Annotated in this window: 17 protein-coding genes and 1 pseudogene; 8 read left to right on the top strand and 10 right to left on the bottom strand. The window is 34.2% G+C overall.

Annotated elements, in window-relative coordinates; all coding sequences use genetic code 11:
- Positions 1-669: 669 nt before the first annotated feature.
- Entirely contained in the window at positions 670-1,707 is a 1,038-nt protein-coding gene (gene hemF / locus RINTHH_RS06850; RefSeq protein ID WP_008234638.1) for an oxygen-dependent coproporphyrinogen oxidase, read from the bottom strand.
- Positions 1,708-2,381: 674 nt separating this feature from the next.
- On the opposite strand from hemF, the pseudogene RINTHH_RS10475 reads away from it, so the two are divergent.
- The 5 genes and pseudogenes from RINTHH_RS10475 to RINTHH_RS06835 all read left to right on the top strand — a co-directional run bounded on the left by RINTHH_RS10475 (position 2,382) and on the right by RINTHH_RS06835 (position 6,943).
- Positions 2,382-2,812 (top strand): annotated as a pseudogene (locus RINTHH_RS10475) (SRPBCC family protein).
- A gap of 215 nt (positions 2,813-3,027) precedes the next feature.
- On the top strand, positions 3,028-4,092 hold the full coding sequence (locus RINTHH_RS06845; RefSeq protein WP_044304819.1) for an Mrp/NBP35 family ATP-binding protein: 1,065 nt from the start codon (positions 3,028-3,030) through the stop codon (positions 4,090-4,092).
- Positions 4,093-4,178: 86 nt separating this feature from the next.
- The gene (rodA, locus tag RINTHH_RS06840) at positions 4,179-5,456 is read left to right on the top strand and encodes a rod shape-determining protein RodA (protein ID WP_008234632.1); all 1,278 of its coding nucleotides are present in this window, start codon (positions 4,179-4,181) and stop codon (positions 5,454-5,456) included.
- 608 nt (positions 5,457-6,064) lie between these two features.
- Positions 6,065-6,235: an NAD(P)H dehydrogenase subunit NdhS gene (locus RINTHH_RS10470; RefSeq protein WP_008234630.1), complete on the top strand. Its 171-nt coding sequence runs from the start codon at positions 6,065-6,067 to the stop codon at positions 6,233-6,235.
- 48 nt (positions 6,236-6,283) lie between these two features.
- Complete coding sequence (locus RINTHH_RS06835; RefSeq protein WP_008234629.1) at positions 6,284-6,943, top strand: HAS-barrel domain-containing protein; 660 nt, start codon at positions 6,284-6,286, stop codon at positions 6,941-6,943.
- Between the two features lie 259 nt (positions 6,944-7,202).
- On the opposite strand, the gene RINTHH_RS11045 is transcribed toward RINTHH_RS06835, so the two are convergent.
- Complete coding sequence (locus RINTHH_RS11045) at positions 7,203-7,367, bottom strand: hypothetical protein (protein WP_008234627.1); 165 nt, start codon at positions 7,365-7,367, stop codon at positions 7,203-7,205.
- Between RINTHH_RS11045 and RINTHH_RS06830 the strand changes: the two genes are divergently transcribed.
- Entirely contained in the window at positions 7,362-9,584 is a 2,223-nt protein-coding gene (locus RINTHH_RS06830; RefSeq protein ID WP_231291168.1) for a cation:proton antiporter domain-containing protein, read from the top strand. The two genes, RINTHH_RS11045 and RINTHH_RS06830, sit on opposite strands and share 6 nt — an antisense overlap.
- A gap of 570 nt (positions 9,585-10,154) precedes the next feature.
- Here the strand turns inward: RINTHH_RS06830 and RINTHH_RS06825 are convergent.
- The 6 genes from RINTHH_RS06825 to RINTHH_RS06800 all read right to left on the bottom strand — a co-directional run bounded on the left by RINTHH_RS06825 (position 10,155) and on the right by RINTHH_RS06800 (position 19,533).
- Complete coding sequence (locus RINTHH_RS06825; protein ID WP_044304818.1) at positions 10,155-10,664, bottom strand: hypothetical protein; 510 nt, start codon at positions 10,662-10,664, stop codon at positions 10,155-10,157.
- Between the two features lie 21 nt (positions 10,665-10,685).
- Positions 10,686-12,221: a bifunctional aminoglycoside phosphotransferase/ATP-binding protein gene (locus RINTHH_RS06820; RefSeq protein WP_008234610.1), complete on the bottom strand. Its 1,536-nt coding sequence runs from the start codon at positions 12,219-12,221 to the stop codon at positions 10,686-10,688.
- A 461-nt stretch (positions 12,222-12,682) separates the two neighbouring features.
- Complete coding sequence (gene rplY / locus RINTHH_RS06815; protein ID WP_008234608.1) at positions 12,683-12,982, bottom strand: 50S ribosomal protein L25; 300 nt, start codon at positions 12,980-12,982, stop codon at positions 12,683-12,685.
- A 359-nt stretch (positions 12,983-13,341) separates the two neighbouring features.
- On the bottom strand, positions 13,342-14,649 hold the full coding sequence (locus tag RINTHH_RS06810) for an adenylosuccinate synthase (RefSeq protein ID WP_008234606.1): 1,308 nt from the start codon (positions 14,647-14,649) through the stop codon (positions 13,342-13,344).
- 2,111 nt (positions 14,650-16,760) lie between these two features.
- On the bottom strand, positions 16,761-17,768 hold the full coding sequence (gene obgE, locus RINTHH_RS06805) for a GTPase ObgE (protein ID WP_008234604.1): 1,008 nt from the start codon (positions 17,766-17,768) through the stop codon (positions 16,761-16,763).
- Positions 17,769-18,855: 1,087 nt separating this feature from the next.
- On the bottom strand, positions 18,856-19,533 hold the full coding sequence (locus RINTHH_RS06800) for a Mo-dependent nitrogenase C-terminal domain-containing protein (protein WP_008234603.1): 678 nt from the start codon (positions 19,531-19,533) through the stop codon (positions 18,856-18,858).
- Between the two features lie 567 nt (positions 19,534-20,100).
- Here RINTHH_RS06800 and RINTHH_RS06795 point away from each other — a divergent pair.
- Entirely contained in the window at positions 20,101-21,231 is a 1,131-nt protein-coding gene (locus RINTHH_RS06795) for a glutamate-cysteine ligase family protein (RefSeq protein WP_044304826.1), read from the top strand.
- Between the two features lie 108 nt (positions 21,232-21,339).
- On the top strand, positions 21,340-22,881 hold the full coding sequence (locus RINTHH_RS06790; RefSeq protein ID WP_008234598.1) for a hypothetical protein: 1,542 nt from the start codon (positions 21,340-21,342) through the stop codon (positions 22,879-22,881).
- Between the two features lie 346 nt (positions 22,882-23,227).
- Here the strand turns inward: RINTHH_RS06790 and RINTHH_RS11730 are convergent, their stop codons facing one another.
- Together RINTHH_RS11730 and RINTHH_RS06785 are read right to left on the bottom strand one after the other, a co-directional pair.
- Positions 23,228-23,338 (bottom strand): hypothetical protein, encoded by a 111-nt coding sequence (locus tag RINTHH_RS11730; protein ID WP_408005761.1) that lies wholly within the window; start codon positions 23,336-23,338, stop codon positions 23,228-23,230.
- Between the two features lie 1,104 nt (positions 23,339-24,442).
- Positions 24,443-25,390 (bottom strand): N-acetylmuramoyl-L-alanine amidase, encoded by a 948-nt coding sequence (locus RINTHH_RS06785; protein WP_044304817.1) that lies wholly within the window; start codon positions 25,388-25,390, stop codon positions 24,443-24,445.
- Position 25,391 lies beyond the last annotated feature (1 nt).

Here is a 25,391-nt window from a genome sequence, read left to right as displayed (position 1 = left end):
AGTTTCAAGTTATTTGTAAAATTAACAACCTTGGATAATATACCTTAGGGCTACAGTTAAGAAAATCTAATAACCACATTTTATATGGTATAACACCTCAAAAAATAATATAGTGGACATTATTCTTATATCTTAATTCTACTAATCCTATTTGATAATTTGGTAACTAAATAATTAAATTTACTGCCTCATTCTAAATGTAACCTAGAAATATTTGGAACCTGACAACTATTAAGTCACTCTTATTCCTTTGCTCATGGTATTAATAATCTCATATACTCAGATTTACCCCATTCCAAGCACATATTTATTTGAAAGCCATTTCCAAAAAATTCAGAAATCATGAGAAGAGTAAACACACAAATATAGAAAATACCACCTGTAGCATTCTAAGAAACATGACTAATTGCAATTTAGAAAAGAAAAATAACATTCAGTCTGATTGAAACCTTAAATTCTGACTAAGACCACATAGTCCACAATAATATACGCTAACTAATAAATTAACACTATGGCATGCCCCTATAACTCATAGAATCATGCTACAAGGCAATGATTCACAATGTGACCCAGGTAGGGAGAGCTGTAGTTCCAAGCTTGATCCCTAACAATAATTACCAATGATTTAGTATGCTGTGCATTACCTACATTATCGGCATAGCATAACTCTTACCAGTTTACCCAATCCTGCGGTTTGAGGAAAGTCTCGTATAGTTTTGCTTCGTGAGTATTTGGTTCTGGTTGATAGCAGTATTCCCAACGTACTAATGGAGGCAAAGACATAAGAATGGATTCAGTGCGTCCATTGGTTTGTAGACCGAAAATAGTTCCCCTGTCATATACCAAATTAAATTCCACATATCTTCCTCGACGATAAAGCTGAAAATTCCGCTGTTGGTCACCATATTCACTCTTGCATCGGTTTTCGACAATGGGAGTATATGCTGGTAAAAAAGAACCGCCACAATCTTTAATAAATGCAAACATTTGCTCCCATGTACGGGGTTCTAATATCTCTAATTGATTGCTATATTTGGCTGCTTCCCCTTCTAAATGGGGTCCGCGGTACAATGGCAGTTGACGGCCATCTTGATAGTCAAAAAATAACCCGCCAATACCCCTAGTTTCCTGACGATGTCTCAAGTAAAAATACTCATCACACCAACGTTTGAATACTGGATAGTAATAAGGATGGTGTTTATCACAAGCATGTTTAAAAGTTTTATGAAAATGAATTGCGTCTTCTGCAAATGGGTAATAGGGAGTCAAATCCGCACCACCTCCAAACCACCATACAGAACCAGCCTCAAAGTACCTATAGTTTAGATGTACTGTTGGTACATAAGGGTTATGGGGATGTATAACCATAGAAATCCCTGTGGCATAAAATCCTTCACCTGTAGCTTCTGGACGCTGGGTTAAAATTGAGGGTGGTAAATGAGAACCCCAAACTTCAGAAAAGTTAACACCAGCCTGCTCAAATAATGCACCTTCCCTCATCACACGGGATTTTCCACCGCCACCTTCTGGGCGCTTCCAACTATCTTCCTGAAACTGACCCACTCCATCTAATGTTTTCAAGCCATTAGTAATTTCATCTTGTAGGCTTTGCATAAACTTACTAACCCTGTTTTTGGCACTAACCGGTGCCAAGTGTTCTATAGATAGCTCTGCCGGATAATTTTGGGTTTGAGGATTTTTCAACATAACTTCAAGAAAACAAATAGAGCTTTTCAGAAAGTAATTAATTTTAAATTGGGGGTAAATAATACTAGATAATAGACTTACATTACCTCAGCAGACTTCCCTGATAAAAAATAAAACATTCATAAAACTAATTTTCATGAACAGATTTATTTTCCCTGAATACCTATAGCATTGTATAGTTGTTAGGCTTTTTCAAGTTTTTAGGCGTGAAGAACTCGGGTATAAAATAGCCCCGATATCATCATTCAAGAGATTGTGACATAATAATAGAATTCTTGCCTAACAAGTGAAAAAATAATAAAAATATATCCATATTCTCACCCGATAGAGTGTGATTAATGTCTGTATACTGCCGTAATATCATTTCTACTATGTTCAGGTAGAAAGTAAAGCCACAAATTTATTTTTCTTCACAGCAAGTGCTGATAGTAGAAAAATATATGATGATTATCATTAACTAGATTTTTGTCATTGATGGGGAATAGTTCTAAGGTTATAAACGCTTTATAGTTAGTCATTTGGGAAGAAGCTATGTAAAATACATCTACACAGACAAAGTTTTGTCTATAACCAAACAGAAAAATCCTTATTCCACAGATATCTTTATCCTTTTCCCTGTAATTTATTATCTAGCTAGGAGGATGAAAAAAGTGTAAGCTTGGTTATCCAAATTCATCCACCACCAACCCCTGCGATACTATATCGGTTTTGTACTTCTTTAGTGCGATACTATAGGAGAACTAGTTCTGCATTATCAGATGAAGTTTGGCAAAAATTTATTGATATTGCTCATGTCTCTTGGCATTAATTACTTAAAAGTACTAATGTTATGTGTAAGTTAGTACTTAAGGCGGGACTAATTTTTCAAGCTGTGACAAGACTGTCTCCTCATCCCATTCATTTTTTATGGAAAGAGTAAATCACAAGAAATTATCTAAGCATACGAGTACTAGCAATTTCTGGTATGGAGGAAAGAGTAATATACCAATCGGAGTCAAATCTTTGTGGGACTTATTTGTCCTATTCGATAATCCTCAAAGGCTGGTTATCTCCATTGATTTGGTCATTTTCCCACCCCTATACAGATGGGGAAGCTCGGTCTTAATAAAAAAGGCTTGAAACAACAACCCTCAAAACCTTAGCTGGGAAGGAAGAACCTATCGGTGGTGGTTATTTTTATTTTTAATAATTAGGTAGTAGTTTAATCCAAAAGTATTTGTCTACTGAACATTTTTTATATTTGATCAACAAAATAGTTAAGATTTATGAATGCCAAATGTTACCTGTTAAAATTTACCACGCCAGTAAAGATAAAAGATTATGTATAATGCCTTGAATTCCCAATCAGTATTGGAAGTATTGCGAACTCTCAAATATCCAGAACTCGAAAAAAATCTGGTGGATATGAACATGGTTCGCAACATAAAAATTTGTGATGGGCTAGTCAGCTTTACCTTGTTACTGACAACAAATGCTTACCCATTAAGGGAATTGATTATTGAGGATTGCCAAAAAATAGTGGAAACGTTACCAGGAGTCACTGATGTTGTAGTAGAAGTAACTTCAGAAACTCCCCAGCGGAAAAGTCTACCAGATAGAACTGGGATTAAAGGTATCAAGAATATTATTGCTATTTCTAGTGGTAAGGGTGGGGTTGGGAAAAGCACAGTGGCAGTAAATGTAGCAGTTGCCCTAGCACAAACTGGAGCGAAGGTTGGCTTATTAGATGCGGACATTTATGGTCCTAATGACCCCACAATGTTAGGTTTGGCAGATACTCAAATTTACGTAGATAATACAGATAAAGGAGATGCCCTAGAACCAGCCTTTAACCATGGAGTAAAATTAGTATCCATGGGATTTTTAATTGATCGCGATCAGCCAGTTATCTGGCGTGGTCCAATGTTAAATGGTATAGTTCGTCAATTCCTATACCAAGTACTTTGGGGTGAATTAGATTATTTAATTGTGGATATGCCTCCTGGTACTGGGGATACCCAGTTAACATTAAGCCAGGCTGTACCTATTGCAGGAGCAGTGATTGTAACTACGCCTCAACCTGTAGCATTACTGGACTCCCGTAGGGGCCTGCATATGTTCAAGCAGATGAACATCAATGTGCTGGGAATTGTGGAAAATATGAGTTACTTTATTCCCCCTGATATGCCAGAGAAACATTATGACATCTTTGGTTCTGGGGGTGGAGAAAGGACGGCTACAGAATTGGGGGTACCATTATTGGGATGCATACCCCTAGAAATATCTACCCGATTGGGTAGTGACAATGGTGTACCAATTGTAGTCGGTGAGCCTGATTCCCCTAGTGCTAAAGCGTTAAAAGATATTGCCCTAATTATTGCAGGTAAGGTATCTGTTGCTGCTTGATCATAAAATAATCCATGTCTCTTTCAGGGGTGATGAATAGATGGCAAGAGTAAAGCAGTAATCCCCACTCAAGCCCATAAGTTACCATGTTGCAAAAAAAATCTCGCTCTTCCCCTCCAAATTTTATACTGCAGTATATTTTTAAACCATGGCAACAGATGGACTTGCCTTTGCTTTTTCTGACAGTTGCTGTGACTATTTTTGGGGGGATTATGATCCGGAGCACTCAACCCAATAAAGTCGTGGATGATTGTTTGTGGCACTGGATTACAGGTGGTGTTGGAATATTTTTCGCAGTAATACTTGCCCGTGTCCCCTATCAAAATTGGTTTAAATTCCATTGGTTAATTTACACAATTACTAATCTTAGTTTGATTGCTGTACTTGTGACTGGTATGAGTGTTAAGGGAGCACAACGGTGGATAAACATCTTTGGCTTTTATTTTCAGCCTTCTGAATTTGCCAAAATAGGAATAATTCTTACCATTGCCGCATTGCTGCAAAAACATACAGCTAACAAGCTCAAACATGTATTTAAAGTTTTAGCTTTCACTGGATTACCTTGGTTGTTGGTATTTCGTCAACCAGATTTGGCAACTTCTTTAGTCTTTGGGGCTATTGTATTGGGAATGTTGTATTGGGCAAATGCTAACCCATGTTGGCTGTTATTATTAATTTCCCCTATAATAGCTGCTATTTTGGATAACTTATTTAAGCCAGGATGGATTATTTGGTCTATATTCATGGGGGTGTTAGCATGGCTTTACCTCCCCTGGCAACGATTTGGTATTAGTGCATTGGGAGGAATATCCCTAAATCTCTTTGGAGGAGAATTGGGAGCATTTGCCTGGAATAATATATTAAAACCTTATCAGAAAACCCGATTAACAGTATTTCTGAATCCAGAACAAGATACTTTGGCATCTGGTTACCACCAGGTTCAATCAAAAATTGCTATAGGCTCAGGTCAGTTATGGGGTTGGGGTTTAAATCAAGGGCCAATGACCCAGCTTGGTTTTGTTCCAGAGCAGCATACGGATTTTATCTTTTCAGCGGTAGGAGAACAATTAGGTTTTATTGGTTGTGTAATTACTATATCTATTTTTTGTCTAATTTGTTTGCGAATATTACATATTGCCCAGACAGCTAGCGATAATTGTGGTTCTTTGTTGGCTGCAGGTGTATTGTCTATGATATTGTTTCAAACAGTGGTGAATATTGGTATGACCATTGGCCTAGTCCCTGTAGCAGGTATTCCCCTACCTTGGATGACTTATGGGCGCTCTGCTATGCTGACTAATTTCATCGGTATTGGCTTAGTGGAATCAGTAGCTAATTTCCGTAACCAATGCAAGTATTATTAATTTTGGATTAGCTAATAGTCTTTTTCCTGATGGATATCCTAATAACTAAATACCTTACTACTATAACCTAACTAAAAAAGACATCATTCCTTAATAAGTCTTAGGGTATTTCCTAAAACTTAACTAATCTTTAGATAGTTGAACACAACCAAAAATCAATTGATAATTAATCATCACATCGAATCAATTATACAAAAAAATATTAAGTATAAATATCATACGAATATACACTACAGAAAAATTATTTTGAGTAATTACTACAAATTGATTGTGCTCATTTGAACTAAGCAGAAATATAGAAGCAGTCAAGCAGCTCTTAAACATGCTAAATACCATATGAATTTTGATGTCTAGGTTTGAAACCTTAACTCCATTTTGCAATGGAATATATAAAACTGCTTACATTATGGCCGAGGATAAATTTTTGTAGAGACTTACTTGGTGATAGCCCTGTGTCTTAGGGCATACCCTTATAGGAACATCATAATTTAAACTTATTTTTCTTAAGGATATATGTCAGAATATCTAGACTATTTTGTAGTCAATCACAAATTATTCAATGCAAGTATTAAGCTATAGACAGACAATATAATTAGGTGACACACATCATGATTTTGCCTGGAACAACTGTTCGCGTCAAAAATCCTGCTGATACTTACTATCGTTATCAAGGAATTGTACAGAGGATAAGTGATGGAAAAATAGCAGTATTATTTGAAAGTGGTAACTGGGATAAATTAATTACATTCAGACTGTCTGAGCTAGAAGTAGTAAATTAACTCATCTGATTTTAGGTTTTGGAATAAGTCTTCCCTATCTGTTTGCTCATGCGTTTTCCTTTACCACAATTTACTAAGAACAATCGCAATCCAAATCATTTTGCGGAAGTTATTGAGACCACAAGTACGGTATTTCTTGCTCAGTGTTTAGAACCAAATGATTTGAACTTTCCAAATATGCCCCCTTTTGGGAGCTGGGTGTGCTCTGTGGATGAGGAATCAGGCAATTTGGTCTATGCAGTAGTTTACAGTGTAACTACTATGCCTATAGATAACGTACATCGACCGGTTGCTTTGGGATTGTCTTTGCAGGAATTGCGGGAAGAACAACCTCAAATATTTGCCATGCTCAAAACCGAATTTAGAGCAGCTATAGTTGGTTTTGAACGAATATCAGCAACTGGCGTATCATCTGGTAGTAATATATATCAGTATTTGCCGCCGCGACCACCACAAATTCACCAAGCAGTTTATAAATGCAGGCCAGAAGAAATTATCCGGTTTACGGAAGAGTTAGATTTTTTATGTACGCTACTTGCTGTAGTTGGGGCTCCTGTGGAATCTCTAACCGCAGCAGTAGTTCGTAATATTTATCAATTACGTAAGGCGGAACAAGAATGGTTGGTTCAGGCTGGAAGAGCTTTAAGTGTACTACTCAAGGACGATTATGATCGCTTGCGATTCATCTTAAGTCAAATCCACCCATAAACTCTTTATTTACTGGCTATGAAAAACCATTACAGTATAGGTAAACAATTTGGATAGTATAGCCGAAGGTGTTGTAGTTTCCGAATGAGTTTGAATGATTATTATGGTCATATAGGATTGGATCATAAGAAATATTGTTACTATATGGTCATATAGTAACAATATTTACAAAATGGCCAATAGCAAACTTTAAGTTACTCTCAATTCCTCTCGGCTTTTCTTAAAGCAAATCAATCTGTTCTATTCCAGTCAAACTTTATCATTGACCTTGGAGGCTTAAGCTTTTCATCTTTAACCTTTTATCTGTAATGTTTAAGGGGTGCAATCTGCTTGCTATATATAATGGGTGAATTGCCTTTTCATCGACTTCATAGACACGGAAGATTCTAATACCTACCTTAGAATGGCTTGCTCTTGCTTGCATAAAATAACATCACATGGTAATTTTGCTACATGGGCATTTAATTCAGCCAAACATACCATTGCTTCTATTCATCCAAACAATGCAATGGATTTGAAGTTGCAAGTTCCGACTCCGCAGTCTAATTTCTCCAGGTCTGGGAACGAACCATTTTTCCCTCTTGTGATTGTATTGCTTATAATTTTAGTTATACCTATTTTACTTAAAAAATTAAAACTTCCCGGTTTAGTAGGTTTAGTTTTGGTAGGAGTCTTTTTGGGGCAGTTTAGCAGTAAACTATTGCCTATACAATCATCAGTGGTGGATCTACTTTCCGAGATAGGGTTATTTTATCTGATGTTTGTTGCCGGATTAGAAACTGAAATAAAACTATTTCGTAATTATAGAAATCAGCTGTTGGGATTTGGGAGTTTGACTTTTTCAGTCCCATTAATATTAGGGGTAATAATTGCATTGCCTTTCGGCTTAAATTGGAACCAAGCAGTATTAATTGGTTCTTTGCTTTCTTCTCATACATTTTTGGCGTATCCAATTATCAACTATTGGGGTATTTCTCGAAACGAATTTGTTTATGTAACCGCGGGAGCTACCGTTTTTACTAACATTGGTGCAGTTCTGTTATTAGCATTTTGTGTTGCTACGCATGAGAAAGAATTACAATTTTGGCAATTTATAATTCTAATTAATAATTTATTGATTTACTGTCTAGTAATCTTTTTTGGATTAGAGCGTTTAGGTAAAGAATTTTTCCGTCGTTTTGGAGAAGATGAAGTCAATCATTTCTTATTTATACTTTGGACAGTATTTCTGGCTGGGGTTGGAGCTCAAATTATAGGTATAGAAATTATTGTAGGAGTATTTTTGGCTGGTTTAACTGTACATAATGTCATTGGTAGCGGACCAGTTAAAAATAAGATTACTTTTATAGGAAGTGCTCTGTTTATACCTATTTTTTTCATTAAGCTAGGTATGCTAATTAATGTTGCCAGCTTCACTGAAAGTTTAAGTATTTTATGGTTTACCATATCTGTGATTTTGGGCTTAATTATCGGTAAATTAATTGCTGCATTAGTAGCAAAATTACTCTATCGGTACAAATGGCAAGAAATGTTAATTATATGGTCTCTGAGTATACCTAAAGTAGGAGTAACATTATCAGCAACTTTAGTTGGATATCGGTCTGGTTTGTTAGATATTAATGTATTTAATAGTTTAATTATTTTAGTAGTTTTTACTTGTATAATTGGGCCAATGATTGCTAATCAAGTACCAATTGGATGGAACCCTGCCCTGATTGCAGATTCCGGATTAATAGCTTCTGATTATACAGTTCCAAAGACAAATATAAATTCTCTTACAATTGTTGTTCCCATACATAATCCTCAAACCCAACAATATTTAATAGAAATGGCTGCCTTATTAGCCAGACAAACTAACGGCCAAATTGCACCCTTAGCTGTTACCGCTGCAACTGCACATATGGATGCCCAGAGATTAGATAATTCTATACGCCGTAATGAACAAATTTTAGGCAGGGCAATTGCCCTTAGTAGGGTTTTGGATGTAAAAGCCGAGCCATTACTGCGGATTGACAATACATTTGCTCAGGGGATTAGTCGTACAGCCAAGGAACGAAAAGCAAATTTAATACTTATGGGTTGGGGTAAACGTACTAGTCTACGAGCGCGTTTATTTGGCAATGTGGTTGACAGTGTCGTCTGGTCATCTCATTGTCCTGTGGCAGTTACACGTCTAGTAGAATCTCCCCAGAAAATCCAACGTATCTTAGTTCCATTGGGCAACTTGCCAGCATATTCTTTATACCCAGTTAAATTTGCCCAAGTTTTGGCAGAAACAAACCAAGCTCAAGTAACTGTACTTAATATTTGCAAACGCCATACCAGTTCTGACACAATTTCTTTAAGGCGATCACAGCTTTCCTCACTTGTATCCAAATTGGCTAATACCAATTTACCAGATATTCAAATTATTGTTTACGAAAATGTAATTCAGGCAATTTTACAAGCAGCCAGGTTATACGACCTTGTTATTTTGCCATTTATCCATAATTCTAGTAGTAATAGTGGTTTAACAGTGAGTGATGTTACTTACCAAGTAACAAGTCAACTCACTTGTTCTATTGTCATGTTGGGAGAACCTTATGAATCACAATTATTTGCACTTACTACCTCTAGCTTCAGCTCTATAGCTACGATTTAGAACTATATACTAATCACATCAGTCTATTAAATTAATGACTTAATTATCAATTACAAATTATCAATACTAGCTGATATTTTTCATATAATTTGTTTTATGCTTAATTTTTCTTTCTGCAGTACCTAACTCAATTTTTCTAAAAGAATGGTCATCCTAACCAGATCAATTTATTTCTCGAAAGTTATGGTTAATTTATATACTAACTTTGAGTATTCTAAAACTTTAATTTGGACTAGTTAAATATTACTAAAAACTACTGGATGATAACTCTTCCACTAATTCAATTATCTGAAATGATTTTTACCTTATTACTATGACAACATACAAGAAAATTTTCTTGAGTCACTGCTACTAAGTAAATCTATTGAATCATAAGATTTTCTGAAGTCTTTAGTTTAGTACTAAATCACTCAAACTACACACAAAACACAAACAAGAAAATATCCCTCAAATATTACAAATACTCTACAAATTTTTATATTTGTGTTTCAAACACTCATTTCTGTTAGATCATTATGTTTAAATTAATTTTTCCTACCATATACATTTCTATCAATCCCCTCTATGTCCTTAACGTTCCCAAAACTTCCAATTGATTGAACCTGGAGTAAGACGATAACGCCGAGTAACCTTTCGCATTTTTTTGCTATTCATGCGTGTATGTGGTGATATTGCTTCTTCTATTCCCACTTCTGAAATCTTTGGGGATAGTTCACTTTTAGCTTCCCCTTTACTTTTCCACCAAGTAGTCATCCATCCACCAGCAACACCAGCAATACCACCAATTACAATACCTGCTGGTGCTTGATATCCAATCAAGAGAAATCCCAGCATGAAGAATAGCCAGTACCTCAACCCAGCCTCTATGCCCTCAGATGAAGGTATATTTCGGTTTCTAGGGTTATTTTGGGAGACATTGGTAAACCAGCCAAAAATAAAACCGGATGTAATTCCTAGAAAAAAGCTCCAAGCTTCCTGTAAACCTAGAGACAACAAAAAAATTGACAAAAATAATCCAAATATGAGCTGGGTAAGAAAATTTTTGGGGATGATTTTACTATTATTCTTTTTTCCTGTCATAGTGTGAAAATTATGGGCATATTACAACATTGTTAACTGGTTTTCCAGGGGCTGAGTTGTATTAACTGTTATCAAGAATTCTTTCTCCCTCTTCGTTAAGGGTTCGGAATTCTCTATTTGAGAATTTAACAAACCTACCGTCGCATCAGCAATATCACCATTACGATTTTTCAACCTTTGCTTGATGACTTCTATAGGTGCTTCGCACTGAATAATTTGCAGAGGTATATTATTCTCTTCAGCCTCTTGAGTTACTTTTTTTCTCAGGACTTGTAGATCATATTTAGCATCCAAAATTACGGAAAAACCTTGTCTGGCAAGTATAATCCCCAAATCTAGTAAGCGTCTATAGGTTTTTTGAGTCATTGCAGAAGTATAAATTTCATCTGCCCCTTTTGACTTTAATGGAATACCCGCAAGATGTTTCCGGACTGCATCAGAGCGAATTTGAATTGCCCCCAGTTTGCGAGATAGGTAATGTGCAGTAGTACTTTTACCTGAGCCGGATAAACCAGACATAATCATCAGTTTTCCCTGATGGGGTTTGGTATATTCCCATGCTTGGGTATAGTAGTTGGAAGCTATTTTAGAGGCTTCCTCTTTTGCTTCTGCGGAAATCTGTGAGTCATCAAGCAAAAATGAAGTTACCTTTGCTCTCACATATGCCTGACGACTTAAGTATAAGGGTAGAACTTGTAAACCCTCCCAATCTCCAGTTTTTTCCAAATAGGTATTTAAAAATAAATTGCCTAAGTCTTGACGATGTCTTGCCTCTAAATCCATGACTATGAATGCGACATCATACATCACATCAACGAAACGGAATGATTCATTAAACTCAATACAGTCAAACATCAATATTTTATCATGCCACAAGGCAATATTTCTTAGGTGTAAATCTCCATGACATTCCCGAATAAAATTTCCTTGTACACGTTGATCAAGCAACTCCTGTCGTTCTGCAAAAAAGCGATCACTATAGGCTTTAGTTTCATCAAATTTTACCTTGGTTTGTAGACTACCAATATATTTTTCTGTTTGTTCATAGTTTTCATCGATTGCCTTGCGTAACTGAGTTACCTTCCCAAAAGAACGAATGTAATCATTCATCTCTGCCAGCTTATGGTACAAGGCTAACATTTCCCCTAATTCTACTAAATGTTTTTCCTCTAAGGTTTTTGTATCAAACATCGAACTTAGTAGATTCTCTTGGGGAAACTGGTACATTTTCAAAACATACTCTATTACTTTACCAGTCCCATATAATTGATAATTACTTCCTACTTGAGTTATGGGTAAAACTCCTATATACAATTCAGCTGCTCCCCGATAATTAAGACGTAATTCTTCCCGGCAAAAGTACTGTCGTTTTTCTAGGGTTGAAAAGTCTAAAAAGCCAAAGTTCATAGGCTTTTTCAACTTATAAACATATTTACCAGTTAATAAAATATAAGAAATATGGGTTTGAATTAATTGAACTGGTTCTATTACTTCATGAGGATAAAAACCAGGTTGTAACATTTGTTGGATTAAAGCAGTAACGTCAATTTCTGTCATGTTCAATTCTAAATTTTAGTTTTTGTAACTTGATAGAAGATTATTGATAAATTACTGACAGTATAGTGCACATGAATTTCCTACATATCTAAACTAGAATTTGTATTATTTAAAAATTGCCAGAAATTTATCTAGTGAGAATTATTATATTAGCCTAATTGGTTAAAACTACTTCCAGATATTCATAATAGTTAGTTGTGTATTTATACAAGTTCTTGAAAAGTTTATTACTGATTCACTGAAACTCAACAGAAAATAACTAAACAAGCATAATTTACTTAAATATCCCAAATTATAGATGAACTTTCTTTGGTTTTCAAAACCTGACTAACTTCGAGTTAGTTTTAAGTAAACAAAAGTTGTTTTATAATCAAAACCCCAGTATGGTATACCAGGCATCAAAGCCCTGAGTCACTTAAGTAACCCAGGGCTTTACATTTAATTTAATTTGACCCAACTACTTAGCATTTTGTATAAGCAAAAAAGCTGAGGTGGTAAGGTTGTTCCTTACAAGGGTGAGTCTGAACTTCCTTAATTATGGCAGTTACATTCCAAGAAATATCAGTAATTTTAAGTTCCAATTCTGTTTTGTTAATAATAGCTTGTTTCAAAATCAGATCAACGCTCTTGGCATTTAACACTAAAGAAATGGATTCCACACCCTTATGCCCATACAAGTTAGCTGGTATCATCCCGGAACGGCGCAAAGCTCTAGGTTTGCTACCCTCTGGTCTAGTTGTACATTCGACTGTAATACTCATATAAATCCTACAAAGCGTTTACTGGCTTGACATCAGGAACACTTTTGGTGAGTCTAGATTAAGAAATACAGAAAGTTCAGAATAGAAGGCTTCCCTCTATTAATTTTCCTTAGCATAGGAATGATGGCATTTCTTTGTCTTTTTCACCTGTGTCTTAATGGGAGCATGAGTTAAATCTAACACTCATGGTGAAGTACTAACCCAACTAAATTTGATAATCTTCTATAACAAGACTGATAAGAATACTATCTTACATTTGCCAGGGAACTAGCAACTAATTCACAATCTAATAGTTTTCTACCCCTAGATATTTGAAACTACAAGGCACTAGCTAAAGGAAATTGTGTAGCATTGGTATTTTATAATAAAGCCCTCTTTGGACCATGCATGGGATCTTCTATAATAATAGTCTGGTCACGATTAGCCCCCAAAGAGACAATTGCAATAGGAACCTCCATCACATCAGCTAGCAACTTCAAGTAATCCAAAGCTTGTCTGGGTAGTTCTTCTAACTTACGACAATTGCTTGTGCTCTGTTTCCACCCTCGTATGGTTTCATAAATGGGTCGACAACGAACAAGTTTACGATTACTTTTGGGAAAATCATGGCAGCGTTCCCCATCAATTTCATAGGCAATGCAAATCTTAATTTCATCTACATTATCTAATACATCTAGTTTGGTAATTGCCAAACAATCCATACCATTAATCCGGACTGCATAACGACCAATTACTGCGTCGAACCAACCGCAACGGCGTTTTCTCCCTGTAGTTGTACCAAATTCTGCTCCACGGGAACAAAGAAAATCTCCCAAGTATCCTTCCAACTCTGTTGGAAAAGGTCCTTCACCGACCCTAGTAGTGTAAGCTTTAGCAACACCAATCACCCTATCTATGGCTGTTGGACCCAGCCCCGTACCTATGCAAGCACCGCCCGCTATGGGATTAGAGGAAGTGACGTAGGGGTAAGTACCATGGTCTAGGTCTAATAAAGTGCCTTGAGCCCCCTCAAATAAAATATTCTGTTTTTGTCTAATTGCATTATATATTCTTAAGGAAGTATCAACCACGTAAGGTTTTAAATATTCTGCATAACCAATATATTCTTGGATAACTACTTGGGGGTCTAAAGGTGATAGATTGTGGAGCTTTTTAAGAATGTCGTTTTTATAGTTAATTGTCCATTCCAAATGTTCATGTAAACTCTCAGAATCCATCAAATCTAGGATTCTAATTCCTATACGCTCCGACTTATCAGCATAGGTTGGACCTATTCCACGACCAGTTGTACCTATTTTGTAATTTCCCCTGCGTTCTTCTGCTGCCTTGTCAAATAACCTATGATAAGGCATTGTCACATGGGCCGTTTCCGAAATGAACAGATTTTTAGTTGAAATACTAAGTTTTTCTACCTGTTCTAATTCTTGAATTAGAAGCTTTGGGTCGATTACTGCTCCAGAACCGATAATACATTCAGTGTCTGGGTACAAAATACCAGAGGGAATCAAGTGCAGCTTAAGGGTGTTACCTTGTACTACAATAGTGTGTCCAGCATTGACACCCCCTTGGTAACGCACAACAACATCTGCGGAGTGGCTGAGCAGGTCAGTAATTTTTCCTTTTCCTTCATCGCCCCACTGGGCACCTATAACAACAACGTTAGCCAAGTGTTTATTAAAATAGCTGAAGTTTCCTATGAGGATAATTATCTGAAGCAGATGGAACTTTTGTCAACCAGTTGTCATCCAATAAAAACTAAATGGGGAAAGTAGGTTGGTAAATTCTGCTTAATCTATTCCTACAACCCATAGGAATGGATTAAGGCATCAGTTTTTTGTACATCCTAATAACCAAACAACACCTCCGGTAAATGTTTTATCTATTAACAACTATTATTTTATAAATCATGATTTACTTAGTATTTAGAAAAATAATTTTTTAATTGTCTTTTATATAGCTATATACAAATAAATAGGATACTGATTCTTTTTTATAAATAATTAAGTATACGGATACCTAATAAATATAATCTTCAGTTGTAATATTTAGGGTAATAAATAGGCTAAAATGGCCCGGTAGAAATAGCTTAAGACTTTACTATCAATAGTAATAGCTATTTTAGCAGCCCAAATAGTAAATCCTTAATAATTAGACTTTTATCTTGTGCAAGACTAGTTTATTTTTTTATCACTAATCAATATATTTTTGGCATAAACCTTAATTTTGTAAACGACAGAATGTATTAAGATTATAAATAAAAATTTAGATTATTACCCGCAAGATTATTTTTAAAATAGCGGTTACAATGAAGAAATAATCTTAAATACTTGTAGCATATATTCCCTGGGTTAGGCAACTATAGTTTATCTTTTTCAAGATTACTATTGATGCTAATTTTGTAGCTTGCTTTTGTTAATCAAATATGATAAGAGTAACTTAATGATCATCAATAAGAATCCAAGAAACTTCTCAGGAATAAACCTAATTTTTGCTAACCCTGGATTATTACTTAGGTAAAACAACCCTAATTTTGGATTATATCATAATTGCTTTTTGCTTTCTGCATATATAATATCAGCTTTTTTATCTAAAAATCAATAGTATTTTATTAAAAATAAGATGGTATTGCTACTAGCAGAAAATAATATTTTATTATTAATAAAATATTATTAGTGAGCATTTAATTGCGCTAAATAATAAAAAATATAGTCTGTTAAAATATTAAAATAAGAATCATAAATACTTGCAAAAAAAGCTTGTTAAGACCATGACAAATATTAATAAAATAAATAAAGCTAGATAATAATGAGCAGGCTAATTAATGCAAAGAATTGGTATTTATACATAAAATCCTAGGTTATTTGCTTAAATAGTAAAATGGTTACGGTTATCCAAGATAAATAACTAATATCAAAACTCAATAAAAGACTAATAAATATCAAAATATCTTGTATAAAATTCCCTGCTAAACATTCCCATAGGACAGCAATTATCATCTCTTATAATAGAGAAACTTCGCAAGTAATTAAACAATAATTACTTGCGAAGTTTAACCACAAATATAAAGTTATGATAGTGAATAGGAAATATAATATTTGTAGCTATAAACCAAGATTTAATAAATGTGCAGAGCCAATCTAAGTTAAAATGAATCTCTAATTTTTAGCAATTAGTAATATATAGATTAATTATAGAAATATATTTAAAGTCTTTCTATCAAATAAATCTGTTAGAAATTCTTGAGATAACTTAAAATTTTATGAATCATTTTTGTAAGACTTATTCTATATTGCTATCAAGGTAAAGTTTTGCCATTATCAATTCTATAATGATAAAATTTTAACTGTTTATTAAAAACTACAAAAATGACTCCTGTAAAATTCACTAGATCCGCTATATTTTTACTTTTTCAATAAGTCTTTTATATGCCATAATCTAATAAGTTTAACGCTGCAAAGTTATTTTATTTGAATTTTATTATATATACGAAGCATCCAAATATATTTTAATTGTAGTACCACTATATTTATTAGCTCTGGTATATTTAATGAACGGTATATTTTCATATTTATATAAATTTATGATGGGGATATTTGAAGTATTCACTATAAGAATTAATTTTTCATTTTGAGAATATTAAAAATATTTAAATAAATCAATTATAACCATATCAAATATATTAAAATTATCAATAACTTCTTTGCTTCAGTGATGAAAAGATTAGAGTTATTCACTCTAATCTTTTCATCAGTTATTAGCCAAAAAAATCTATGTCCGTTTACACTTGATTTAAATGTTCGTGTAAGTCCCAAATTTTTTGCAGCATTGATTCTAAACCATTACCAGTAACTGCAGAAATTGGGTATACTGGAACTGGGGTAAGAAGATTTAATTGAGTAGCCAAATCATCCAAATACTTACTCTGCATGTCTACTGCATCAATTTTACTGAGTGCTAATATTTGTGGGCGATTTTCTAGACCATGTCCATAAGCCATAAGCTCTTGCTGAATAGTTTGATAATCCTTTACAACATTTTCACTAGTCGCATCAATTAGATGTAATAATACCTGAGTTCGTTCAATGTGTCGTAAAAAGTCATGTCCTAACCCAGTACCTTGAGATGCTCCGGCAATCAATCCAGGAATATCTGCAAATACAATACCATCTCCTGTTGGTTTACATACTACTCCTAAGTTTGGGATTAATGTAGTGAAAGGATATTCGGCAATTTTGGGGCGTGCAGATGAGATAGTAGATATCAGAGTCGATTTTCCTGCATTAGGCAAACCAATAATTCCCACCTCTGCCAATAGCTTCAACTCTAGTCGTAATTTTCTATTTTCCCCTGCCAATCCTGGCAGAGCTTTTTCGGGGGCACGATTACAGTTACTTAAGAAGTGTTTATTTCCTAGTCCTCCTTTCCCACCCTTTGCTACCAATAAATTTTGGTTTTCAGTAACTAGATCTCCTATTATTTCTCCTATTTCTTGGTCAAAAACCATTGTGCCACAAGGAACTTCAATAACTAAATCTCTTCCGGATGCCCCTGTGCAATTTTTGGGACCACCACGGCGTCCATTTTCGGCCTTAAATTTGCGGTTGTAATGAAAATCAAGTAGAGTTTGTAAATTCTCCACAGACTTAATAATTACGGAACCTCCTCTTCCACCATTACCTCCCGAAGGGCCACCCGCTGGCTCGTACTTTTCTCTGCGGAAAGCAACAATTCCGTCACCTCCCTTACCAGCTTCAACTTCAATTTCTGCACGATCAATAAATTGCATAATTATTAATTAATTTGTGATTTCCGTATATAGCTATTTTCAATTTATTCCTAACGTTTTAGTACACATGATTAATTTTACCTTTAAGTGGAATTATACAGTGGAGATGTAGAGAATACTTAAGTAAAGCAAATTATTATATTAATTAGGTGAGGATAATACCAAAAATTGAGTGAACAGTAAATAAAGAATAACTTGTATAGAAAAGATCCTTCTCTAATAAGAATATTATTAATATTTTATTATCAATTTTTAGCTACATTTACAAGTAGTAGGAATATTATGCTGAGGATAGTAATATCCTGGATATATATAGTTATCAAGAGAAAAATACTTGCGAATACTTTGATCTGGAAATATTATTATTTTATTTGAATTACATACTATACATAAGCTCATGAAGTCAATATTTTAACTATAAAGAATTACTGTAGAAGTTAAGAATTATCTTAAGGTTAGAATGTGATATTAATATAAGGCAATTTACACAATATATAACAATTTATTAACTACAATAATATTTTTAAATGACTTATAATTAGTGTAGTCAAATACCTCTTTATAATTGCCTTGAAACAAAGGAAAGTAAAAACAAATTTTCTATAAGTAAATAGCTAATAAATACTCAGAAAAACTTGTTGGTATGATTGAGATGATTGCAACTTTAAAAATCCTAAAACGGCAAATTATAAACCTACAAAAATCTAGCAAAAGAGGACTTATCAGCAATAATAAAAAAATATAGTAAATCTATCCAAAATAAAAATAGAATAGGGATAATCGAGACCAAAATTCAGTTACATATAACTTGTAAAAATAATTTTACTAGTTTAAAGTTTTAAACCCTGATTTATTTGCTAGTCAATATGATTTTATATAAAATAAATGAGTAGTGAGCAGTAGTAACTACTTACTCACTAGGCAAAAAACTCAGGGAGAGTATATAAATTATCATTCACACTCAAAAAAAATATAGTTCATATGAGCTACCTAATGTTTTATTGAATTAATGACGCAAGCTTGAAGAAATCAGAGGCTTTATTTCCTTAGTCATCAGAACTAATGGAGTAAACTAATTACTACTCACTTAAATATAGGGTGAAACATCTTCACCACAATCATTTGCCAAATAAGATAGGGCACGAAAGCGCAAGCCAACTAACTGCTCATATAAAGGATTAAGTTTACATAAGGGAGGAATATGAACTATCTTCTTGCCAAAGAGCGTTATGTCCCTTTCAAATGGACAATAGGAAGGTATCATTTTGCATAAGAATCTGGCTACTCTAGGATCTCCTATACTCAATCTATCTAACCAATCTCGTAGTAAGTATAGGGGTGCTAAGTTCTTTTTAGCTGCTTCTTGAGCAGATATACTTACTACTACTTGCCCCCTATTTTCTAGGTTTTGGCGTAAAGCTTCTAAAATGTTCTCTGGTTTACCAAGCGCTTTACATAATTGGTGTAGGAGATAATCCTCACTTTTAGAATAAGTCCCATCTGCAATTGCAACCATTACTGCTGTCCGAAGAAAATTTTCTGCAATAGGTGTACCTTCGCCCAGAACAGTGGCTAATTCCTCTGGCTCGATCAAATCAAAGGCTTCTAAATTTACCCTTTGGGCTAATTCATGATGGGTAATATTAGTAATTAATTCCCTTTCTTGAGGATCAAAATCACCATCAGCCCAAGCAATAGTCAGCAGTCCACGCAACCAGGCGGCAACTTGTTCCCTGCTGTAAGTATATTGAACAGCACTTATCATAAACTCACGTTTCTAGCTTCTCTGAGTCCATATTAGCTTGGGTTATCATTCAAGATTGTGGTGCTTTTTGCCAAACCTATTAGTAGTATAAATGCTGATACCTAATTTTCGTAAATCAGACTTGCAAAATATTTACACTATACTGACTATATTTAATTTTTACTGTAGAAATTTATTATAGCAATAATAACATATTTTAGCCAAAATATCTACCATATGTTAAAGCTATTCAAATAGAGCAAGTGCGAATATTCAGTTAATATTAGAGTTTAGAAAAGTGTTTTTCTCTATTCAACTAAGTTTTAATTTAACAAACTTATTACGATTATGGTAGCAGATAATTATATCATAGTACCGAGATAATTAACACTTTGAGACATTTATTAATATTAATTTTCCTATAAATACTTATGCAACACTCTTATGGAATTATTGTGTAGGTTATATCTAATAAATCGTAAATTGCACCAATTACTTCGCCCATGTTAAGCCAACTTCAGGGTTAGTAATGCTATAATGGGGTCTGCAATATTAATTATTGTTTTATCTATCGAAAAAGTGGTCAGAATGTTCTCTTTTGGTATTGAGCATGAAGTTGCTTTTTTCAACAGTTCGGGAAAACTAGCTGATTTTAACCGGACAAAATTTTCGGATTTTCAGCAGATTATAGACCAATTACCAGTATACCCCAATGATAATTTACAACTAAGAATAGGCGATTCCGGCATAAGAAAGAAAAGATGGTATATAGAGGGCTTTGAAAGATTTGCTAATTTTGAGCACAAGAGGCTAGTTGATTGCATTCCTAAAGGAATTGAAATAAGGACAACCATACATAATAATATTGAAAATACTATTGCAGAAATAACAAAAAGCTTTAATTTACTCAGAAACTTAGCACTTAAATTTGACTATGAACCTGTTCTAATTAGTTTTAATCCCTATAGCCCTGTTTTCAGCCCAAAAGTTTCCCTCAATGACTATGAAGTAAGATATTTACAATCCCATCCAGAAGAACAAAATGCAAGCATCTACATGGTAACATATGGACCAGATATAAATATATCCATCTCTGGAATGTCACCAGATGAGATAATTAATATCGGTCGAAAATTAACCTATTACAGCCCTTATATAGTTCCTTTTAGTTATAGTTCTCCCTTTACTGAGGGTAATTTATGGGCAGGGTTATCAGTCAGAACTTTTTACCGTACAGGCAAGAGGCCTTCAGCATTAGTATTTGTAGAAAATCAAGAACAATTAATTTCGAGTAATCCTAAACTGACAAAATTAGCACGGATTCCTGCAGAAATAGGAAGAATTGAATTTAAGGCATTTGATAGTTGTGATGACTTCTCTTTGTATGCAGGATTTTTTGCTTTATTAAAGGGTTTAATTTTGGACACATCATTGTTGGGTAAAGCAACAGTTCCAGATGCAGAATTGCATCGATTCTCAGCAAAATATGGTTTACACTGCGAGGATATTTTTAATAAGAGTCAAGAGATTCTACAAGCTGCAGAAAATGCATTAGGGGAAGACTTAGATTGTAGATATTTAGAACCATTAAAGAGGATCTTACAAACAAAAGAAACCCAAGCTGATAGAATGATCCAACAATTTAAACAAACGGGATCTATTGAAGACGTTCTAAAACTAACTTACAAGGACACAACTTGGAGATCAATACTGAGTTAATATATGGTTACCGCTTAAATATATTAATTTAGGGTTATTGTAGGGATATTACCTAATTTACATCACAATAGAAATCTGGAAATATTAAATTTTTTATGGTAAGAAGAAATGACTATCACAACAGAGATTCTTTCTAAACTACCCGGAGATATTTTATTAAAACTAGAAGCAGCAGATTATAGTTTGGCATCATTAAGAGCAGATAAGATTACCATCCCTAAAATAATAAAAGAAAATTCACAATCCTTGGGTATAGTACAATGGGATGTCTTAATTAGTGGTGGTAACTTAGGAATTTTTATAGGTCTTGCTTTGGCCTTAAGGGGTTTTAAGGTAGCAGTGATGGAAAAGGGATTGTTAAAGGGAAGAGAGCAAGAATGGAATATTTCCCGCAAAGAATTAGATGTATTGCTGGAATTAAAGTTAATTTCACCAGAGGAATTAAACAAAGCGATCGCAACTGTGTATAATCCATCTAGGATAAATTTTGCCGGGGGTAAAGATATTTGGATTAAAGATGTACTAAATGTTGGTATATGTCCAATATATTTGCTTGAAAATATCAAACAAAAATTTGTGGCCATTGGGGGCAATTTGTTAGAAAGCACCCCATTTATAGGGGCGGTAGTACACCCAGATGGTGTAGTGGTAAACAAGGAATTTTCCACTAGGTTGCTAGTTGATGCCATGGGGCATTTTTCCCCTATAGCTAAGCAAGCTAAACAAGGTATTAAAGCAGATACTTTGTGTCTTGTAGTAGGAACTTGTGCTCAAGGTTTTCCGGAAAATAACACTGGGGATTTGCTTTTATCTTTTACAGCCCTGGAAAACCAATGTCAATATTTCTGGGAAGCTTTTCCTGCAAAACATGGTAGAACCACTTACTTATTTACATATATGGATACAAATCCTAAACATATAGGATTAACAGCTTTATTTGATAATTATTTTCGTCTGTTACCAGAATATCAGGGGGTAGAATTGATGCAGTTGAGCTTTCAAAGGGCATTATTTGGCTTTTTTCCCGGCTATCGGAAAAGTCCTCTGCAAACTCCTTGGCAACGTATTTTACCATTTGGCGATAGTAGTGGCAGTCAGTCACCCCTGAGCTTTGGTGGTTTTGGTAACATGTTACGCCACCTTAAGCGTTTAACTTTAGGGATACAAGAAGCATTAGATACAGACCAATTATCAGTTAAAGCACTGAACTTACTTCAGCCATATCAGCCTAATCTAAGCGTTAACTGGCTATTCCAAAAGGCAATGAGTGTGGGAATTGAACAAGAAATACCTGATGATCGGATTAATAACTTATTATCTGTGTTATTTGAAACAATGCAGAATTTAGGGGAGTTAGTAATTAAGCCATTTTTGAAAGATGTGGTACAGTTTTCTGGATTAACAAAAACCCTTCTACAAACAAGCTTTAGTCATCCACTTTTAGTAATTCAATTGATTCCCCAATTAGGTTTATTTAGTTTACTTGATTGGATAGTGCATTATTTTAATTTAGGGGCTTATGCTGTACTATTTTCTATTAGCCCGACCTTAGAATTATTATTGAAAGGTTTGCCTAGTAGCTACTTATATTATTGGCATCGCTGGGTAGATGCTTGGGAGTATGGTTCAGGCAGAGATTACTTGAAATGAGGTTAAACAATTAAAATAAAATATGAGATTACAAGTCTACTGCAATCATTTATCCTAGAACATGTTTACCCTGTTCCATAATATAGGTTTTATAGAAACTAACTATACTAGCTTCGTAAGCAACAACAATAGAATCATAAGCATCCTTAGTTATGCAGCAGTAAGCTGGTAGTAAAGCATTACGATTATCATAAACCCTTCTGGATGGCTATGCTCAGAAAACACGATTACTTCCATTACATTGTTTAAATTTGCTAAGCCAATATCACTAACATTGACAAAGGGTTTGAATTCTTTGAGCCTGTGTTACCAGATCGAATGGTTAATATTTCTCCCGTGCGATTATCTAATTAATATTACTCATTAGATTACTAATTTCCCCAGTATGTCCTAATAAATGCATTGTTTGAGCTAGAGACGATTTGGGGATTGTATTGGTACTAAAGATATACTGCAAATCCAATCAAATGTAAAGTTTTTATGTACTTTTAGATAATTATACGACTAAAAAAAGAACAAATATAAAACTCTTCAGCAGAGCTATCTGTTTACTATGATAATGACACGGATGGCACAGTGGCAATAAACATATATTTTTTTCTCGAAATTATCACCAATGTTATTTTCCAATTCCAAAAATATCTGCTCTATCTGGGGATGATTGACTTTTGCTTGTAGTCATAAAATTAGCTGTCTAGCTTTACCCAATTGCACTGTTAAATATCAATCCTATAGAAATACAAGATGAGTATTCTCTTGCTTTACTCATCAATATTTTATTATGCTTGGTTTGTGTTTTTAGTTCGAGATGTACAACTGTTCAGTATAGTTAATTAATACTAGTTACTGTCTAGTTACAAAGATGACAAAACACATTTGGCTAATAATATTATCAATACTTTTACAAATTGTTTTCTGACATAGTTGAAGCAGCAACATGCTTCATATGAGTGACAAAATTACTCTATGAGTAGAGGGGAAAAATTGGAATTTTGGGAGCAGGTACAAAACTAACAGTAATACTTTTACTTACTATCAATGTACAGATGGTAAGTAAATCATGATTTGAAGTTGAAACACTACTACCTACTAAAAGCTATACAAGCCAATTATTATCAAATTTCACTAAATAACCATCTTAATTTTCGATGTGATAGTTTTAGTAAATCAAATGTAAGGTTTTCAATGATATATCTTGGTAATTCAGTAATGGACATTTTGGCTCTTCCAAAAAAGATTCCAATACAAAATAAAAAATCCTTATTGTCTGTAGTAGATTTCTAAATACTGATAGTGGTGCATAAAATATTTCGGTGTAGTTTAAAAAAATAATTTAATGGTGGTCCATCAAATTATTACTATTAGCATTGGGAAATACTAGGTAGTATACCTCATACCAATACTTTAAAAAGAGTCCTTTTCAAGGCATTACAATCAACAGCTAGATTGAATGATTTTAATCACCTATTATGAATTGAGGGTAGTCTTATAAATGTTGAGTATGTACAGTTATTAGTTTACCATCATTCTATAAATTCTAATTGAAAATCCCTAATAATTCTTAACCAATCAACTGAGTCCAAGTAATTGAACCAACAATACCATCAACAGCTAAACTATTTTGTTGCTGAAATCCTTTCACTAGTTCTTCTGTTTGTGGGCCATATATACCATCATTATCTGCACCCAAACGATATTGTACATATCTTACAGCAACACCTCCAGCATGATTCCTTCTGAGGATTCGTTTTGATAGTATTTGGTTAATTGCAGCCCAAGTTATATTAGTTACAATCCCAGTTTGTTGGATCGCTGTTACTTTCTGAAAGTTTTCTACTGCTATTTTTGTTTGTGTGTCTATAATACCATCTTCCACTAATAATTTGCCATCTTGCCCAGTAAATTTCATTCTATTTAAAGCCCGCTGTAACCTAAGCACATTCTTATTAGGATTATCTTCTTCATCTGGAATATAAATCACAGGTTCATTTTCCCCTGGTAGTTTGCCAGTTAATCCTTTGACAATTGCATTTGCCATAGCTTCTGGGTCATAAATTCTCATATCCTTACGTGCATCGCAAAAACAGCATTCTACGAGAAGTGCTGGCATAATAGTTTTTTTGAGAACATATAAGTGTGAACCATTCTTTAAACCGCGTCTGAAAAAACCTAATTTGGTAATTTCATCAAGTACCGTCTGACCAAATTGTCTCCCAGTGCTACTTATGGCAAAGACTTCTGTACCATTTGCCAAGCTGTTAAAAGCATTAAAGTGGATAGAAACATATAAATCTACCTTGTTAGCATTAGCAATATTACACCTGGTCTGCAGAGAATCAGTAATGGATCTAGATTTTTGTGGTTTGCATTCTATAACTTGATGATTTAAATCTCTAAGTTTAATTATAATTCTATTTCCCAAATCAGATGTTAACTGATCTTCAAATTTTATACCTCTTGCTCCTGTGTCTGGAGGCGAATTATGCCCGATATCAATTCCAAATTTCATA

The sequence above is a fragment of the Richelia intracellularis HH01 genome (assembly GCF_000350105.1).
Lineage (GTDB): Bacteria > Cyanobacteriota > Cyanobacteriia > Cyanobacteriales > Nostocaceae > Richelia > Richelia intracellularis.
The sequence above is the reverse complement of the archived record's forward strand: the minus strand, read 5'-3'. Positions and strand labels throughout refer to the sequence as shown.